The sequence below is a fragment of the Pseudomonas sp. Leaf434 genome, from assembly GCF_001425545.1.
In the GTDB taxonomy this organism is placed as follows: domain Bacteria; phylum Pseudomonadota; class Gammaproteobacteria; order Pseudomonadales; family Pseudomonadaceae; genus Aquipseudomonas; species Aquipseudomonas siliginis.
In genome coordinates this window covers 43508-60962 of sequence record NZ_LMQZ01000012.1, presented here as the reverse complement: position 1 = coordinate 60962, position 17455 = coordinate 43508, and the positions used below count along the sequence as shown (strand labels likewise).

The 17455-nt window shown below is 58.1% G+C and carries 18 protein-coding genes and 1 pseudogene; 11 read left to right on the top strand and 8 right to left on the bottom strand.

Annotation, left to right across the window (positions count from 1 at the left end; genetic code table 11):
- Nucleotides 1-50 precede the first annotated feature (50 nt).
- Nucleotides 51-434, top strand: coding sequence for a COG4315 family predicted lipoprotein (locus ASG55_RS23815; protein WP_056790922.1), 384 nt, complete (start codon nt 51-53; stop codon nt 432-434).
- A 115-nt stretch (nt 435-549) separates the two neighbouring features.
- Here the strand turns inward: ASG55_RS23815 and ubiA are convergent, their stop codons facing one another.
- Together ubiA and ASG55_RS23805 are read right to left on the bottom strand one after the other, a co-directional pair.
- Nucleotides 550-1440: a 4-hydroxybenzoate octaprenyltransferase gene (gene ubiA, locus ASG55_RS23810; protein ID WP_056790919.1), complete on the bottom strand. Its 891-nt coding sequence runs from the start codon at nt 1438-1440 to the stop codon at nt 550-552.
- On the bottom strand, nt 1440-2000 hold the full coding sequence (locus ASG55_RS23805) for a chorismate--pyruvate lyase family protein (RefSeq protein WP_056790917.1): 561 nt from the start codon (nt 1998-2000) through the stop codon (nt 1440-1442). Before ASG55_RS23805 ends, ubiA begins: the two co-directional genes overlap by 1 nt.
- 201 nt (nt 2001-2201) lie before the next feature.
- Between ASG55_RS23805 and ASG55_RS23800 the strand changes: the two genes are divergently transcribed.
- From ASG55_RS23800 to ASG55_RS23790, 3 genes are all read left to right on the top strand, one after another.
- The gene (locus ASG55_RS23800; protein WP_056790915.1) at nt 2202-2369 is read left to right on the top strand and encodes a rubredoxin; all 168 of its coding nucleotides are present in this window, start codon (nt 2202-2204) and stop codon (nt 2367-2369) included.
- Nucleotides 2370-2388: 19 nt separating this feature from the next.
- Complete coding sequence (locus tag ASG55_RS23795) at nt 2389-3537, top strand: NAD(P)/FAD-dependent oxidoreductase (RefSeq protein ID WP_056790912.1); 1149 nt, start codon at nt 2389-2391, stop codon at nt 3535-3537.
- 190 nt (nt 3538-3727) lie between these two features.
- Nucleotides 3728-4003 (top strand): HU family DNA-binding protein, encoded by a 276-nt coding sequence (locus tag ASG55_RS23790; RefSeq protein WP_003213368.1) that lies wholly within the window; start codon nt 3728-3730, stop codon nt 4001-4003.
- Between the two features lie 103 nt (nt 4004-4106).
- On the opposite strand, the pseudogene ASG55_RS26600 reads toward ASG55_RS23790, so the two are convergent.
- The 6 genes and pseudogenes from ASG55_RS26600 to tssI form a co-directional block, all read right to left on the bottom strand.
- Nucleotides 4107-4268: pseudogene (locus tag ASG55_RS26600) on the bottom strand (phosphatidate cytidylyltransferase); the annotation flags it as partial.
- Nucleotides 4269-4312: 44 nt separating this feature from the next.
- A complete protein-coding gene (locus ASG55_RS23785) occupies nt 4313-4933 on the bottom strand; it encodes a hypothetical protein (RefSeq protein ID WP_156388219.1) in 621 nt (206 codons plus the stop codon).
- Nucleotides 4934-4959: 26 nt separating this feature from the next.
- Nucleotides 4960-7290, bottom strand: coding sequence for a lipase family protein (locus ASG55_RS23780; protein WP_056790905.1), 2331 nt, complete (start codon nt 7288-7290; stop codon nt 4960-4962).
- Complete coding sequence (locus tag ASG55_RS23775; protein ID WP_056790901.1) at nt 7287-8072, bottom strand: hypothetical protein; 786 nt, start codon at nt 8070-8072, stop codon at nt 7287-7289. Before ASG55_RS23775 ends, ASG55_RS23780 begins: the two co-directional genes overlap by 4 nt.
- Complete coding sequence (locus tag ASG55_RS23770; protein WP_056790900.1) at nt 8069-8914, bottom strand: DUF4123 domain-containing protein; 846 nt, start codon at nt 8912-8914, stop codon at nt 8069-8071. The genes ASG55_RS23775 and ASG55_RS23770 overlap by 4 nt, the downstream gene beginning before the upstream one ends.
- Complete coding sequence (tssI, locus tag ASG55_RS23765) at nt 8911-10935, bottom strand: type VI secretion system tip protein TssI/VgrG (RefSeq protein WP_056790898.1); 2025 nt, start codon at nt 10933-10935, stop codon at nt 8911-8913. Before tssI ends, ASG55_RS23770 begins: the two co-directional genes overlap by 4 nt.
- A gap of 698 nt (nt 10936-11633) precedes the next feature.
- Between tssI and tssA the strand changes: the two genes are divergently transcribed.
- The 7 genes from tssA to ASG55_RS23725 are packed head-to-tail and all read left to right on the top strand — an operon-like array spanning nt 11634 to nt 17401.
- Nucleotides 11634-13196 carry a type VI secretion system protein TssA gene (gene tssA, locus ASG55_RS23755; protein ID WP_056790892.1) on the top strand — a complete coding sequence of 521 codons (1563 nt, stop codon included), beginning with the start codon at nt 11634-11636 and terminating at the stop codon, nt 13194-13196.
- 32 nt (nt 13197-13228) lie between these two features.
- The gene (gene tssB / locus ASG55_RS23750; protein WP_016772498.1) at nt 13229-13732 is read left to right on the top strand and encodes a type VI secretion system contractile sheath small subunit; all 504 of its coding nucleotides are present in this window, start codon (nt 13229-13231) and stop codon (nt 13730-13732) included.
- Between the two features lie 28 nt (nt 13733-13760).
- Complete coding sequence (tssC, locus tag ASG55_RS23745) at nt 13761-15236, top strand: type VI secretion system contractile sheath large subunit (protein ID WP_016772499.1); 1476 nt, start codon at nt 13761-13763, stop codon at nt 15234-15236.
- A 9-nt stretch (nt 15237-15245) separates the two neighbouring features.
- Complete coding sequence (gene tssE, locus ASG55_RS23740; protein ID WP_007920274.1) at nt 15246-15653, top strand: type VI secretion system baseplate subunit TssE; 408 nt, start codon at nt 15246-15248, stop codon at nt 15651-15653.
- Between the two features lie 11 nt (nt 15654-15664).
- The gene (locus ASG55_RS23735) at nt 15665-16171 is read left to right on the top strand and encodes a PAAR domain-containing protein (protein ID WP_056790890.1); all 507 of its coding nucleotides are present in this window, start codon (nt 15665-15667) and stop codon (nt 16169-16171) included.
- Between the two features lie 4 nt (nt 16172-16175).
- Entirely contained in the window at nt 16176-17027 is an 852-nt protein-coding gene (locus tag ASG55_RS23730) for a hypothetical protein (RefSeq protein ID WP_056790887.1), read from the top strand.
- Complete coding sequence (locus ASG55_RS23725) at nt 17024-17401, top strand: hypothetical protein (protein ID WP_056790885.1); 378 nt, start codon at nt 17024-17026, stop codon at nt 17399-17401. Before ASG55_RS23730 ends, ASG55_RS23725 begins: the two co-directional genes overlap by 4 nt.
- Nucleotides 17402-17455: the final 54 nt, after the last annotated feature.

Sequence of the window (17455 nt, the reverse complement as noted above, 5' to 3'; positions counted from 1 at the left end):
CTCGACTAAGCTCTAAGTCCGAATCCTGACAACCACAAAAGAAGGTTTCCATGACTCAGATGACTGCTTCTTTCAAAGCCCTGCTGATGGCCGCCGCCCTGACAATACCGGGGCTGGCCATGGCGGCCGATCCGGCGATGGAGAAGGACGGCATGTACACCGACCACAAGGGCATGACCCTGTACACCTTCGCCAAGGACTCCGCTGGCAAGTCCGCGTGCAACGACAAGTGCGCGGCAAACTGGCCGCCGTTGATGGCGCAGGCGGGTGACAAATCCATGGGCGACTGGACGGTGATCAAGCGTGACGACGGCACGATGCAATGGGCCTACCAGGGCATGCCGTTGTACACCTTCGTGATGGACAAGAAGGCCGGCGACATGACCGGCGACGGCAAAATGGACGGCGCGTGGAAAGTCGCCAAGGCCAAATAGATGCAACCCAGACGCTGTGGGAGCGAGCCTGCTCGCGAAAACGATGTGTCAGTTATCGCAGAGGTGACTGACATGACGCCTTCGCGAGCAGGCTCGCTCCCACAGGTGTCATGCATTAGCGCAGTGCGTAATCCAGCACGATCCCGACAAATATCGCCAACCCTGCCCAGTGGTTGTGCAAGAAGGCCTGGAAGCAGCGCATGCGGTCCTTGCTGCGTGTGTACCAGAACTCCCACGCATAACACCCCGCAGCCACCAGCAGGCCGAGGTGGAACCAGATCCCCAGCTCGAACTTCGACCCGGCCAGAATCAGGCAGCCCAATGACAGCGCCTGCAAGCTGAGGATGATCACCCGATCCGCCTCGCCAAACAGAATCGCCGTGGATTTCACGCCGATCTTCAGGTCGTCATCACGATCGGTCATCGCGTAATAAGTGTCGTAGCCCACCGTCCACAGCAGGTTGGCAATCCACAGCAGCCACGCCGCCGCTGGCAACTCGCCGGTCTCGGCGGTAAAGGCCATCGGCATGCCCCAGGAGAACGCCGCGCCCAGCACCACTTGCGGGTAGTAGGTGTAGCGCTTCATGAACGGGTAAGTGAATGCCAGCGCTAGACCGCCCAGCGACAGCCAGATCGTCGGCGCATTGGTGCACAGCACCAGCAGAAAACTGATGCCCATCAGCACGGCAAAGAACACCAGCGCTTCCTTCGAGCTGATCCGGCCGCTGGCCAGCGGCCGTTGCGCGGTGCGTTTGACGTGGCCGTCGACCTTGCGGTCGGCCCAGTCGTTGATCACGCAGCCGCCGGCACGGGTCAGCACTACGCCAAGAACAAAAATCACCACGTTGGCCAGCGACGGCGAGCCCTTGCCGGCAATCCACAATGCCCACAATGTCGGCCACAGCAGCAGGTAAATGCCGATCGGCTTGTCCATGCGCGTCAACTGAACGAAATCCCAGGCGCGCGGGTTCAGACGGTTGAGGGACTTGAGCAGGCTCTGATACATCAGCAGTTCTCCGGATGGGCGCGGGCGGCGTCCCACAGGCTCGGCAGGAAGATTTCCGCGACCAGCACGCTCAGCGTGCCACGGTCGAAACGCGAACGCCGGCCCCACAATTCAGGGGCTTGCACCGCTGGCGGCAACCATTGTTCAGGGTAGTGGCAGACTTCAATGGCGCGGCGTTGAAATGCGCGATCGCAAAACAGCAATTCGCCCAGCGAGCGGCTGCCCAGTTCATCCATGTGTAAACCATCACCTTGCAGGGCGGCGCGCGAGGCGACGCTGCGGGCAAACACCCAGGCTTCGCCATGACCACGCAAATACACCTCACGCACCCAGCCTTCGCTGCCCTCGGCCAGATCCAGTGCCGCGCATTCATCCGCGCGCAGGGTGTCCCAGCCTTCGAACAACGGCGACACGCTGAAGCCATCCTCGGACAAACGGGTCAAACGGCGGGTCAGCGAACCTTCGTCGAACAACCAGTCCAGGGTCAACGGATCGGGGCGGGGCGTCAGGCGGTCTTGGGTCAGCCAGAGCGGGGCGGGGCAGGCATTTGAATGTTGCACAATGAGTCATTATTGGCCGCAAATGAGGCGGCGAGCTTACCATGGCAGGCGACAGGATTGAGCGGCGCCGGCCGCCGTTGCGCCGAACAGGCTTGCATCTGCGCGGCACCCTCAGTACAAAACGCCCTGAGCAGGATGGCAGCGCAACACCCATCGACCGTCCGCGCCGGCACTACGCCTGAACCCTGAGGAAGTACCTGAATGAAGAAGTGGCAATGTATCGTCTGTGGCCTGATCTATAACGAAGCCGAGGGTTGGCCGGATGACGACATCGCGCCGGGCACCAGCTGGGAAGACGTACCGGCAGACTGGCTGTGTCCCGACTGCGGCGTCGGCAAAATGGACTTCGAAATGATTGAAATCAACTAAGCAAATAGAGGAGTAAGGCATGAGCGCACCAGTCGTCATCATCGGCACCGGGCTTGCGGGCTACAACCTGGCCCGCGAGTTTCGCAAGCTCGACAGCGAAACCCCGCTGCTGCTGATCACCGCCGATGACGGCCGCTCTTACTCCAAGCCGATGCTCTCCACCGGTTTCGGCAAGAACAAGGACGCCGACGGCCTGAGCATGGCCGAACCCGGCGCCATGGCTGAGCAGCTGAAGGCCGAAGTGCGCACCCACACGCGCATCAGCGGCATCGATGCCGGCCACAAACGCTTGTGGATCGGCGAAGAAGCCGTGCCCTATCGCGACTTGATTCTGGCCTGGGGCGCGGAAACCGTGCGCGTGCCGATCGAAGGCGACGGCGGGGAACTGGTGTTCCCGATCAACGATCTCGAAGACTACGCACGCTTCCGTGCCGCAGCCGCGGGCAAGCGTCGGGTCTTGGTGCTCGGCGCCGGGCTGATCGGCTGTGAATTCGCCAATGACCTGATCCTCGGCGGCTACGAAGTGCAACTGGTCGCGCCGTGCGAACAGGTCATGCCAATGCTCTTACATCCTGCCGCGGCGGCGGCCGTGCAGGCCGGGCTGGAAAGTATCGGGGCGAAGTTTCACCTCGGCCCGGTGCTGACCCGCCTGGAGAAAGTAGTCGATGGCCTGGAAGCGCACCTGTCCGACGGTCAGATCATCCCGTGCGATGTGGTGGTCTCGGCGATCGGTCTGCGCCCGCGCATCGATCTGGCAGCGGCTGCCGGCGTGCAGGTCAATCGCGGCGTGATGGTCGATCGTTACCTGAAAACCTCCCACGCCAACATTTACGCCTTGGGCGATTGCGCCGAAGTCGACGGGCTCAATCTGCTCTACGTGATGCCACTGATGAGCTGCGCGCGCGCGTTGGCGCAAACCCTCGCCGGAAACCCGACCGCGGTCAGCTACGGGCCGATGCCGATCACCGTGAAAACCCCGGTGTGCCCGCTGGTGGTTTCGCCGCCGCCACGGGGCAGCGAAGGCATTTGGAGCGTCGAAGGGCAGGGCGCCGACGTCAAAGCGCTGTGCCACGGTGCCGACGGTCAGTTGCTCGGTTACGCCCTGACCGGCGGGGCGGTCATGGAAAAACTGGCCCTCAACAAACAGCTGCCGCCGCTGCTGGCGTAAATGCCGGTCGTTCTGTCGCAAACACCGCTCTTTTGCCCCGACAAAGGTCTTGGGGAGACTGGCGCCGCCGTTGGCGGCGTGCCATTCTCACTCCCGTCTGCCGCAGAGTAGAGCCTGCGGCGCCTTGGGCGCTGTTCCAACGAGAACAGCACGGACATAACAACAAAAAACCGTCAAAGGGGCTTCACTAATGCGTAAACCAGAACTCGCCGCTGCAATCGCCGAAAAGGCAGACCTGACCAAAGAACAGGCCAATCGCGTCCTCAACGCCGTCCTCGAAGAAATCACCGGCGCCCTGCACCGCAAGGACAGCGTGACGCTGGTCGGCTTCGGCACCTTCCTGCAACGCCACCGCGGCGCCCGCACCGGCAAAAACCCGCAGACCGGCGAACCGGTCAAGATCAAGGCCAGCAACACCGTTGCGTTCAAGCCAGGCAAATCGTTGAAAGACAGCGTCAATCCTTGATGGCGGCGTACTCCCCTGAATGACGGGGAGAACCGCAAATGAAAAATGGGCACACCGATTGCGGTCGGGTGCCCATTTTTTGTGGTTGGAGCATTCGTCTAGATCAGACGGAGAAGAAGTAACGCGTCACGTGAAAGAAGAGCGGTGCCGCGAAGCATATCGAGTCCATCCAATCGAGGATTCCGCCGTGACCTTTGATCATTGTGCCCCAGTCCTTCGCGCTCAGACTGCGTTTGATAGCGGACATGACCAAGCTGCCTAGCCAGCTTGCGGCAGTCATTGGGACTTAAGCGTCGGGCAGCACGCCGACTACTCGGTCATCCGAACTGTTAATCGCAATGGCTTATCCTGGAATTGCTCAATTCGTAGCCTGCCCAAAATTTCATCGTTCGTACTCCGCCCTTTGCATACCAATTCATATTTGAAGACTTTACTTAACCGGGAGTCCGCATATTTACACTCGACTGAAAGCAAGTTCTCGTTCGACCCATGCTCGTCCAGTGGTTCATCTGCCAGGTCATTAATAAGTATCCAGACGGCGCTTAAGCCAAGTTTCTCTGGATCCTCAGTCATGTCCATGATCCAGATCTTGATTTCGCTGAGGAGCGTGAGACAGCCCCCAATGCTGGGAAGTAATTTGACGTTGAACTTGGCGGTCTGCGCAGTGGGTTGCCAAGGTTGTTTAAATTTTTTGACTCCAAGGTTGGGGTCTCTTGCGTAGTTTTCTGGCGCGTAACAGTAATATGGGGAAAACGGCTGATAGTACGCTTCGGCGGTGACGCTAAAATTCGCAGGGATGTCCATGTTCAGTGTTGCCGAACTGGAGAACGAATTGCATCCAGTTCCAAATATTATGAAGCTGGCCAATAACAAAGCGCGGATCGAGTGCGTTGCAGTGACGAAGTTTAACTTGGGGGACAACGAGAGCATCGGTACTTCCTTGTTGACTGATTAAGTTAAATGAACGAATCAATATCCAGCCGAAACGGCGCGCCAACCGCATGCCCTCCGGTCATCGCGGCGATAGCGGCATCGTGGTCTTCAGCGGCTGGCGGGATCATCGCCAGTTGCTCCTGAACCAGGTTTTCAGGGTGGGCGTTCCAGCGCAGCAGACCTTCCTCGACCCATTCGGGCTGGTCGGCATAGCTGCCGTAAACGTCGGTCTCAGTGACCCGTTGACTGCGCAGCGCTGTCAGGCGGGCTTTGGTCATGCTGATCTTGTCTATTTCCTGATTGAGCATCAGCGTCTTGTGCACGCTCTCCTGCTCTCGCACGTAAGAACGGTGGTTGTTTTGCAGATCGCGCTTAACGGCCCGCAGCTGTTGCTGAATATTCTCCAGGGCGCTGCTGATCCACTCGTATTCGCGATTGGTCACCAGCGAACGCTTGAGCTGCAGTGCTTCCTGCCAACGGCGCAAGCTGGCCCAGCAGCCGGGGATGTAGCTGCCGACCATTGAGTGGTGACCTGCGGAGAACAACTGCCGCAAAAACGATTCGCGTTCGGGTAAGCCGTTGGTAGCGTGCAGGGCCTTGGCGCAGCCGTGATCGATGATCGTGCTGCAACCCGGTTTCCACAGAATCGACGACTTGTGACCTTCGCCAAATGTCACCGGCATGAAATGACGCAAATCACCGTGATGCCCATAGTCATCTCCCAGTAAGTTGATCATTCCCAGGATCAGAAATGCGAAACCTCCAACTGGATGCAGGGCCACTAGTCCCACGTTGGCCGCATACATTTCCTTCGGCTTGGCGAAAGTATTCATCCATGTGGCGGGGACGCTCGGAACCGGGTCGTTCTGATTGACGATGCGGTGGTGGGCCAATGCTTTGGCGCTTTCGATGAAGGTGGTGTCGCCGGCGCGGGGGGCGCCGTAGGTGTAGAGCACGATTTGCGGGGAGAACTCCAGGTTGCGTCTCAGCATCTCGGACAGGATCAGTGCAACTGCACCGCCCAGACTGTGACCCGTGATCAGCAGCTTTTGCCCGCTGTAGAATTTTTCCAGATAAGTCACGATAAATGGATAAGCCGCCAAAGCGCCACCGTAGAAACCGCGGTGCACTTTGCCTTCGCCTTCGGCAAAGGGAACCTGATAGGCATCGCCGTCACGCCGGCCGTCGGGCCAGATCTCACTGGTACCGCGTACGCTGATCAGGATCAGTTCGTCGTGGTGGCAGATGAAAGCCTGAGTGTCCGTGCTTTCGACCTGTTTGCGATCATCGAAAAAATGCAGTCTGGCGGGGTGTTCTTGTTGATTCCCTAACGCGGGGTCATTCACTTCGGGGTAAAGATTCGGGTCAAACGGCACCACTTCCAGGCGTTTCGAATACGGCACGTCTTCATACAGTGGATAGTATTTCTGCGATTGTGAGTCATCGACCTTCCACAACTCATCGAACTGCGGCAGCGCGTGGCCGAACCAGTTGCCGCTGCTGGGCTGTAGCGGAAAGCTTACCGTGTCGGTCTGCACCGGTTGAGTGTTGGGTTCCTGTCCGAAATCGGTGTAGCTCAGCGTCGCCATCACCGACAGCTGATAAAGGTTGAGCGCGCAGAACGCGTCGCCTGTCGACAGCATTGGCCGTAGCGCTCTCATCGGCCGTACTTCCAGCACATGGTGTTTGTTCGGCAGCAGTGCGACGCCCTTGGGCGGCGGCGGGGAAAACCCCAACTCGACGGTGGCCATCTCCGCCGCACTCAAGATGGTGTGCAGTCCGCCATCCGCAGAAGTTTTATCGACGACCGTGAAGTCTCTGGACTTCGCAGCGGGGCGCATGAGCTTGTGCGCCGCCCTCTTCGGAGCGTCGCGACGAGCAGCCAGCGGCGGCAAGTGGGCGATGTGTTTTACCAGTTCACTGACTTCGACCTGACAGTACGCGTCGGTTTCGGGCAGGTCCTTGGCGGGGTTCGCTTGGGTGCGAGTGCCTGTTTTGTGGAAGAAGCGGGTTTTTTCGGCGCGGACCTGGAGTTCGGTGATGGGGAGGGGATAGTGGGGGCGCTTTTGCAAAAATGTGTAAGATTTTTCGCTGCCTTGATAGCGGCTCTTCAATTTGAGTACTAGTGGACCGCAATAATGATCGTCGATCTTTGCAGATCCAGTCGCATCAAGTTTTCCGCTATGGACCGTGTCTTCGTAATCAATCACTTCGTAAGACAGACCAGCGTATGGCTTACCGTCGCCGAACTCGTCCACTAGCTGGAAGCTGGTACGATGGCCGCGTTTAGGGCAGGCATGTATGTCGCCCTGCATGAAGCGCAAATCGGTCGCCGAGAGAGTCTCAATGTTCATGGTGCCCCTTGCTCCGTGCATCCCGGATAGATGGTGCAAACCCGCCCATCGACCATTTTGAAAGTGCTGAAATCTTTGTCGTTGCCGTAGCAAAAGGCGTATTGATCCTCGAAGTTGTCACCCATACAGCGCTTCCAGCCGCGGGGTACTTTGATCCAGGTATCGCCGATGGCTGGAAGTTCTTCACTTGCCAGCCTGACCTTCAGCGTCACCTTTTTGCCCTCAAGTTGAGTCAATGTGTACGCCGTGGAAGGTCTCGTTCGCAGCACGTTTCCCTGTGCGTCCATGTTTTTGCAGGTCAGCAGTTTGATCAGGGAACGATGTGGACCGACGGTGCGGAATGACCACCTGCATTCACCATAAAACTCACCCTTGCCGTCCTCACTGAAAGTCCCCATCTGTCGTTCCAACAGCTCCGGACGTACAGCAATCGAGGCGTAGTCATAGCTGAAGTTGCTTCGCCCTGAACCATAAATACCGATGACCTTGATCTCGATGTAATTCAGCGCCAGCGGACATTCGCTTACGGTTCTGTACAGCGGGATCTCGGAAGTCCCTTGGTACTTCATATTGGTTTTGTTGTATCCCAGCTGAGTGTTTCTCCCGCCAGGCACGGTGCATGTTTGGCCCTTGGCCGGAACATAGGTGGCCGTCAGGTCGTACTTGAATCCAGGTGGAAAATCCGGAACAAACATAAAGGTGTTCGGGGTCTTCACCGTCGTACAACCCACCAGCAATCCCAGGCAACCACTCAGTATCAACCCTCGTTTCAAGTTCCTCATCGACCTACTTCTCCCTGCCAATACAACGCTTCCTGATATACCCGCTCAAAATGCATCGCCGGATCTTCACCGGGTTTGGGCAGCCATGATTTGCCTGGCCGATATCCCGGTAACTGCAAACTGCGGGTCAGCAAGAAATGCACTTGCTCCGGTTGTTGCCAGCCCCACAAGTGCGTCAGTTGAATCAGGCCCCACAGCCACTCATCGACGTCGAGCTGTTCGGCCAGCGTGGCCATGGCTTCGGTGTGTTCGCCGACCAGGTAACGGCGGGTGTTGTCGAACAGCACGTTGGCGTAGATCAGTTCCGGGGTCGGCGTGTGCAGCCACGGCGGATCCATCGGCAGCGGGTGGTGGCCGGGGTCCGGGTTGTCGATGGCGTTCCATCGTTCTGCGTGCCAATAGCAAACGCTGTTGAATGGCCCGAGAAACGCCGCGCGGTGCTCGGGTTGCAGGTGCGCCAGCGCACGGCCCAGAACCCGGTTGTCATGCACGCGGTACACCGCCTGATTCGGGCGTTCGCCGGTTATCAGGCGCTCGCGCCAATGCGCCGCCAGCAGATCAAGTTCGACGTGACGGGCACTGGCCAGCCAGCCCCAATTGCGCTCGGGCGTGGCGAGCAAGGTCTGGAGGGCGGGCTGCGCCGTATCTATCTGCAACAGCAGCGGGCCGGTCGGCACCAGCGACTCGGCCGGCGTGCCGCTGTAGAGCGGACGAAACCGCTCGGTGCCGAGGTCGCGGGTCAACGCAGCGTGCTCTGCCCTTTGGCCGTCGGTGTCGAGCATCAGATACAGTTCGCAGCCGGCGCGGGACTGAGCGTGCAACCATTGTTCGACCGGGCTCATGCGACTTCTCCCAGCTCGCACAGACCCGCCGCGCAGGCTTCGCACAGCGGGCAAAAATCCGCTGCCTGCTGGCGGGCGCTGTTGACGATCGACAGCGGCGTGGCGTTGATCGCAGCTGGCAGGCCGGCCTCAACTTGCAGCGGTTGTAGCGGTGCGAGAGCCGGCAGTGGCGCGCCGCCCTGAACGATGGGCACGCTGCTGAAAATCCCGCCGGCATTGATCACGATGTGATGACCGCCCGCTGACAGCGTCAGGCTCATGCCGGCATCGATCACCACGTTGCTTGCCGTGACATGCGCCTGCTGGCCGGCCTGGATCACCAGAGCGCCCAGGGTCTGGCTGCTGGTGCCGCTGACCTGCAACAAGTCATCGGCGTTGATCACGGTGCTGCGCAGCCCTTGATGAGTGCGCGAATCCCTGCCCTCGATGAGACTGGTGCTGTCATTGCCGACATGCTCATGGCGGTCACGAGTGATCAGGCTGCGGCTGTCGTTGAGGATCAGTTGCTCAAGGTCGCGCTGCGCGCGCAGGTAGATCTTCTCCTGCCCGGCGCGATCCTCGACCGACAGCTCGTTGTAGCCGCCATTGCGCGGTGAGCTCTGGCTGCGTAATACCGTGCGAGTTTTACTCGCCGGCAAGGGATGAGCGACGGCATTGACCTTGTTGGCGACGCAGCCGGTAATCAGCGGTTGGTCCGGGTCGCCTTCCTGGAAGGTCACGACCACTTCCATGTCGACCCGGGGAATGGTCACCGCACCGAATCCGTCACCTGCCCAACTGGACGCTACGCGTAACCAGCAGCTGCTTTTTTCGCTGTTGCGTTCAGCGCGATCCCAGGGAAACTCGACACGAACCCTGCCGTATTCATCACAGAAGATCTCTTCTCCGGGAGGCCCGGTAACGCGCGCGGTCTGGCAGACCAGCAAGGGCCTTGGCGCGGGCAAAGGCGGACGGTAAACCACCTCTGCGGGAATGGCCCTGAAGGTATTGCGGTAACCCTGGGAAAAACCATCGGCAGGTTTCGCCTCGCTGCTGAAAGCCTCTTCGAGCACCGCCGGTTGCTTGCCTTCGTGACTGAGACTGACCAGCAGCCACAACTCGTTGCAGTCGGCCCTGGGATGTTCGCTCAGCTCGAACAGGTGACCGCTGCGCAAAATCGGCTGATTGCTTTTGCCTTCAATCCATTGATAGTCGCTGCGATGGCGCTCCAATGCCTGACGCGCCAGCTGTTTGCCGTGCTTCTCGGACTTGATCAGCAGTGGATAGCGATAGTCCTCCAGAGCCGGCGTGAACTCGGCGGTGAAGCGGCTTTCCAGCAGCAGGCTTGGGCGCTTGAGGTCATAGTCGCGGCGGGTGACCGTGCTGGTACGGGTGTTGAAGCCCATGCTCAGGTGGTTGACCACCGGGTGTTCGGCGACCATGCCGCTATCGACCCTGAAGGGTGTGGTGCCCAATTTGCGCGCGAACACCGGGCTGTCGCTGAACACCAGCAAGTGCCTGTCGAGCGAATGCTGGTGGTGCCAGGCAATACCCTCTTCGGCGCACAGACGCTGAATGAACAGGAAGTCGCTTTCGCCGTATTGCGTGCAGTACTCACGAGGCTCACCGGCGGCGACATTGAACGTGAAGTCATCGGCCTGGATGCCATGGCCTTTGAGGACTTGCGCGATGATCTGCGGCACTGTCAGTTGCTGAAAAATCCGCTGGTCGTGGCTCATTTGCAGATAATGCAGCGCCGGTACCAGTGACAGCTCATAGCGGGTCAGGCGCTTTCCCGATTCGCCGAGCATGACATTTTCGATCCGCCCGTGAATGCCTTCGCCCGCTAACCCGAATTGCAGAAAAGCAAGCTGGCTGAGCAGGCTTTCCAGATCGAAGTCCGCGTACTCGCTCACCAGCTCGATGCGAAATGCGTACAGCTGACTGATCGCTTCGGTGCCAGTGAACGCGAGCACCTTGAAGTCGTGACGAATGGCCGGGATATGCAGTGAGAATGGCGCGCAGTGGCCTTTGCAGAACATGGGCTTGTCCTTAAGCAAAGTGAGTCAAAGCGCGATACCGTCCTCCCTGATCGCCGCGCATGAAAAGTTGCCAGGGCAAGCTAGCGGCGCGGCAAACTAATTGATGTAAGAAGTATCCCTGAAATTTGTCAGAGTATTCCGGTGTGGAAGTCTTGGTTGGAATGCGAGAAGTGTCTGTAGGACGCGGCTCGGATAACTATCGAAGTGCCAGTATTTGCCGGGGGAGTAAAGTTTCAGAATAATGAAATGCCATCATTATAGTGGCACTTTTTGCATTGATCGTTGTCGCTGCAAACTTCTCGATGGAACCCGGTCATTTTAGGAAGTGTCCTACTTCTATTTTTTTTTGAATTTGGCATGCTGCACGCCGCTCGAGGGTGCGGGCGTCAGGTAAACTCGCCCGGCTGCGGCCGAGGCTCTGGGACAATGGTTTGGCGGGAGCCGGGAAAATGCGCTGATTTATAAACGGCATCAGGGAAACCCCTGCGACATATAGGGCGATCTCCTACAGATCGCAATGAACAGTTCGTCTTGTTGTTTAATCAGATGCTTGCTAGTGGCCATCATAGTGATTACGATGCGCCCACTTGAAAGAGCACATCTCAATTGGATGAGTCGCTGAACTGCTCTTCGATACTGTCCCGCGTTGCTGAAACTCCATTCACGCGCATGACTGTAATCCTTAATAAAGGCCATGGATGTCCTACTCAAGCAAACTTTCCGCCCATTACCTCGAACTCGCAAAAGTCTCTGTTTCCAAAGAGAATTTTGCGGGCGAAGACGTTCGTTTTTCGAGCGAATTCGAGGCGCTGGAAAGTGAGCTGGCCAAGGCTTCGTCGATGCACGAAAGCGGGCAGATCGACTGGCTGAAAATCCGCGAAAACAGCGAAAATCTGCTGCGTACCCAATCCAAGGATCTGCGTGTCGGCGCCTGGCTGACCTGGTCGCTGTACCAGCGCGAATCCTTCCCCGGGCTGCTTGCCGGCCTCGGTCTGCTGCACCATCTGTCGGAAAACAACTGGGCCGACGTCCACCCGCTCAAACCCCGCACCCGTGCCGCCGCGATCGGCTGGCTGGTGCCGCGTCTCGAGCAGGTCATCACCGAAAACATTGCGATCAAAGAGCAGTTGCCGATGTTCCGGCAGCTCTCCGAGCACCTGGCCGGTCTTGAGGCCGCGTGCACTGAACATCTGGGCGATGACGCGCCACTGCTGCTGCCGATCTCCCGCCGCCTGAAAACCATGATCCAGCGTGCCGCCGACAACCAGCCGGCACCCGGCGTGGTGGGGGCGGCGGTGGCGCAGGTCAAGCAGGCCGCGACCCAGCTGCTCACTCCTGGCGCACCGATCGACAACGAGCGGGATGCGCACAAAGCCCTGCGCGCCCAGCAGGACAGCGCCCGGCCGTTGTGTGCCTGGTGGCTCAAGCAGAAGGCTACCGATCTGCGTGCCCTGCGCCTCAATCGCACGCTGTTGTGGATGACCATCGACGCAGTGCCCGAGCGCAACGCCGAGCAGATCACCGTGCTGCGCGGTCTGCCGCTGGAAAAGCTCAAGCTCTATCAGGACCGTTTCGATCAGGGCAAATACGCCGATCTGCTGGTGGAACTGGAGGCGAGCCTGGCGAAGGCGCCGTTCTGGTTCGATGGCCAGAGGATGGTCTGGGAATGTCTCCAGAACCTTAACGCCGAGCTGGCCATGCGCGAAGTGGAAATCCACTTCGCGCTTTTGATTCAGCGCCTGCCGGGCATCATCGAGTTGCGCTTCCATGACGGCGCGCCGTTTGCCGATCCGTCCACCCGCGCGTGGATCGCCGCCAATGTCATGCCGCACCTGCAAAGCGCCAGCGCGCCGCGCAAGGTCGAAAGCGAGAACGTCGAAACCCAGCCGGCCTGGGAAAAAGCCCTCGAGGAAGTCCAGCCAATTCTGCGCAAGGAAGGTTTGAAGCCGGCCGTGCAGATTCTCAAGCAGGGTCTGCAATCGGCCCACGGTGGCCGCGAACGCTTCTTCTGGCAGTTCACCCTCGCGCGGCTGTGTTTCCTGGCCAAGAAATACGAACTGGCCAAGAACCAGCTCGAAACCCTCGATCAGACATTACAGGACTCAGGCCTGCACGCCTGGGAGCCCGATCTTGCATTGCAAGTGCTGCACCTGCTGCACAGTTGCTGCGAGTTGTTGCCGCAGAACCACGCCGTACGTGAAAGCAAGGAAGAGATTTATCGCAGGCTGTGCCACCTCGACCTCGAAGTGGTACTCGAATAGGCCCCAGGGCCACAACCGCAAGGAGAAAAGCCATGGCCAAAGAAGGCTCGGTAGCCCCCAAGGAACGCATCAACGTCACCTTCAAACCCGCCACCGGCGGAGCTCAGGAAGAGATTGAACTGCCGCTGAAGCTGCTGGCAATCGGTGACTACACCCACCGCAAGGACGATCGCAAAATCGAAGATCGCAAGCCGATCAGCATCGACAAGATGACCTTCGACGAAGTGTTGGCCAAGCAAGAGCTGGGTCTGACGCTGAGCGTGCCGAACCGTCTGCAGGAAGATGGCGAGGCTGAAGAGCTGGCCGTGCAATTGCGCGTCAATTCGATGAAGGACTTCAACCCGGCCAGCCTGGTCGAGCAAGTGCCTGAGCTGAAAAAACTGATGGAACTGCGCGATGCGCTGGTGGCCCTCAAAGGCCCGCTGGGTAACGCACCTGCGTTCCGTAAAGCGATCGAAGGCGTGCTCGCCGACGACGAATCCCGCGGTCGCGTACTCGGTGAGCTGGGCCTGAACGCCGCAGCCCCGGACGCCTGAGACTCCAGTAGCCAAGGAAGCCAACACAATGAGCACTAGCGCAGCACAAGAGAAGAGCGCCGCCAGCGGCGAATACAGCATTCTCGACAGCATCATCGCCGAAACCCGTCTGACCCCGGACGACGAAGCCTACGACATCGCCAAGCGTGGCGTGTCGGCGTTCATCGAAGAGCTGCTCAAGCCGCAGAACAACGGTGAGCCGGTCAAGAAAGCCATGGTTGACCGCATGATCGCCGAGATCGATGCCAAGCTCAGCCGTCAGATGGACGAGATCCTGCACCACCCGGATTTCCAGGCGCTGGAATCGTCGTGGCGTGGTCTGCAGTTGCTGGTCGACCGCACCAACTTCCGCGAAAACATCAAGATCGAAATCCTCAACGTCTCCAAAGAAGACCTGCTGGACGATTTCGAAGATTCGCCGGAAGTCATGCAGTCGGGCCTGTACAAGCACATCTACACCGCTGAATACGGCCAGTTCGGTGGTCAGCCAGTGGGCGCCATCATCGCCAACTACTACATGTCGCCAAGCTCGCCAGACGTCAAGCTGATGCAGTACGTGGCCAGCGTTTCGTGCATGTCCCACGCGCCGTTCATCGCTGCCGCCGGGCCGAAATTCTTCGGTCTGGAAAGCTTCACCGGCCTGCCGGATCTGAAAGATCTGAAAGACCACTTCGAAGGCCCGCAATTCGCCAAATGGCAGAGCTTCCGGACTTCGGAAGACTCCCGCTACGTTGGCCTGACCGTGCCGCGTTTCCTGCTGCGCAACCCGTACGATCCGGAAGAAAACCCGGTCAAGTCGTTCGTGTACAAGGAAACCGTTGCCAACAGCCACGAGCACTACCTGTGGGGCAACACCGCTTACGCGTTCGGCACCAAGCTGACCGACAGCTTCGCCAAATTCCGCTGGTGCCCGAACATCATCGGCCCGCAGAGCGGTGGCGCGGTTGAAGATCTGCCTCTGCACCATTTCGAAAGCATGGGCGAAATCGAAACCAAGATCCCTACCGAAGTATTGGTTTCCGACCGTCGTGAATACGAACTGGCCGAGGAAGGCTTCATCTCCCTGACCATGCGCAAAGGCTCCGACAACGCGGCGTTCTTCTCCGCAAGCTCGGTGCAGAAGCCGAAGTTCTTCGGCATCAGCGCAGAAGGCAAGGCGGCAGAGCTGAACTACAAGCTCGGCACCCAACTGCCGTACATGATGATCGTCAACCGTCTGGCTCACTACTTGAAAGTGCTGCAGCGCGAGCAACTCGGTTCGTGGAAAGAGCGTACCGACCTCGAGCTGGAACTGAACAAGTGGATCCGTCAGTACGTTGCCGACCAGGAAAACCCGAGCGCCGAAGTGCGTGGCCGTCGTCCGCTGCGCGCTGCGCAAGTGATCGTCAGCGACGTTGAAGGCGAGCCGGGCTGGTACCGCGTGAGCTTGAACGTGCGTCCGCATTTCAAGTACATGGGTGCCGATTTCACCCTGTCGCTGGTTGGCAAGCTGGACAAAGAGTAAGAGCGACTCATGGACGGATACGGCAGCCTGTTCGAACGCCTCAACGGCGACGCACAACTACGCAAGGGCAACAGCCTTGAGGCTTGCGCCATGGCGTCAGTGGCTGCCCATCTGGCCAAAATGCTCAGCACCCGGGCCGGCAGCGTGCAAACGCTGGCCGACTACGGGTTGCCCGATCTCAATGACATGCGTCTGAGCCTGCACGACTCGCTGAGTCAGGCCCGTCTGGCTATCGAAAACTTCATCGAAGCCTACGAGCCACGCCTGAGCAACGTGCGTGTCATTTCCCTGCCGCGTGACCACGATCAACTGCGCCTGGCCTTCAGTATCGAAGGCCTGCTGGAAGTCGAGGGTTTCAAGCGTCAGGTCAGTTTCTCCGCGCGCCTGGATGGCAGCGGTCAAGTCAAGGTCACCTAAGGAGATCCCCGATGTCTGGCAAACCCGCAGCACGCGTATCCGACCCCACCGCTTGCCCGCTCCCCGGCCACGGTACCAACCCGATCGCCGCCGGTTCCGGCGACGTGTTTTTCGATGGCCTCGCGGCCGCCCGCCAAGGCGATGCCTCGGCGTGTGGTGGTGCGCTGTCGGGCGGCTTGGCGACCACTGTTCTGATCAACGGCAAACCGGCTGCGACAGTAGGTTCGGTTGGATCTCACGGCAACAAGGTCACGGCTGGGTCCGGGACGGTGATTATTGGCAATTCGCATACGCCAGCGCCGTTTGTGCCGCCAGAGCCTGTTGTTATTCCCGGAGTCTTTAACCGTGTTTTTTCCTTCCATGCAGCGGATGGACAGCCCGTCGAGAACTTGAATTACAGAATGGTTTCTGAGAGTGGATTAGAAAAAGCAGGACGTTCATCGGCGGCCGGTGGCACGGGATGTTTCTCGACGGGTAAACAAGGCGAGATGGTTACCATCTACGTGTCGGCGGAGTAAGCACGTGGAAACCTCTATTGTTATCGATGGCATCGCACATATTTTCGAGACCTCCGATGGTAAAACGGAGTTGAAAATTGAAGGCGAAACTACGCCTAGCGAGGATAAAGAGCCGAAAAAGCTTCCTTTGCCAAGTATGTGGCTGATAACTAGAGGCAATGGCGTGCCTCTCTTCGCGGTAAAGCCGAATGCGACAGATGCACAGTTCAGAATCATGACGGCCGAAAAACTGTATGCGGAAGCCATTCAGTGGTTTGAGCCGTTAGCTGATAATTATCGGGAAAAATCTTGGATAAATCCCGAGTCCAAAGTCGCTGGCACCGATGCATACAATGCATATAAACAATTTACTTGGGCGGAAATTGCCAAGTTTGCAGCTGTTGACAGAATGTCGATTAGCTTCGCCGCTAAAATGCCGGGTGATTGGAAAGACAGTCCGGAGGGCGGTTCTGGATTCTTGTTGGTCATGATCGAGGGCGAACCTTACTGGGCTGACGGTGTAGGGCAAATACCATTCGCTACCGATACATACCGGTTATATCTGGAGGAAACCAAGTCCGTGGAAACGGCTATCAAGAAAACCGTTGAAACCGGCATGGAGTATGGCGATGGTCTTCCTATATTTCCGAAGGAGGACAAAACCAATGAATACGATAACTACATGGTGCTGCGCGGTGCTTTGTGGGCCTCCGAGAACTTTGATCTACGTACGGAAACGGTAAAAGTATTTGTGGGGCGAATGGGCTATCGCGAGAAAGTAATTACGAGCACGGTTTATCTCGGCGTTTCCGACCAGAAGTTGAAAAGCTTCATTACGCAGGGCTCTGTAGATACGTACGGAGAGTGGAAGAGATGATGACGAGAATAGCTGGGAGCTTGCTCGTCCATTTTTTTACCTGCGTAATTTACGTCGTTGTTAATTACTATGGTGTTTCTCTCTATAAATTTTTATTCGGCGGGTTAACGTCCCGTGGTGCTTCCATTGGAATTGCCATGTATATGGTTTTTTACTTATTCATTTTTGTTAATTTGCTCGTTGCTGTAATTCCGAATCGACGTTTTAAGTTGTGTGTTGTGTTTTTTATGGTGGCCTTGATATTGGTTTATCTGCTGCCGCTTTATCCCGTTCGAGCGTTGGCCTATATCGTTCTAACAGGCGGACTTACTACGCTGGCGATATTGGTGGCCGGCAAGTTTGAAAGGTTTTTGTTGGCCCGGGGTGCGAAATGATTTTTTTCGTTTTCCGCTATTAGTGCTTTTGGTCGATTAATTTTTCAAATCAAA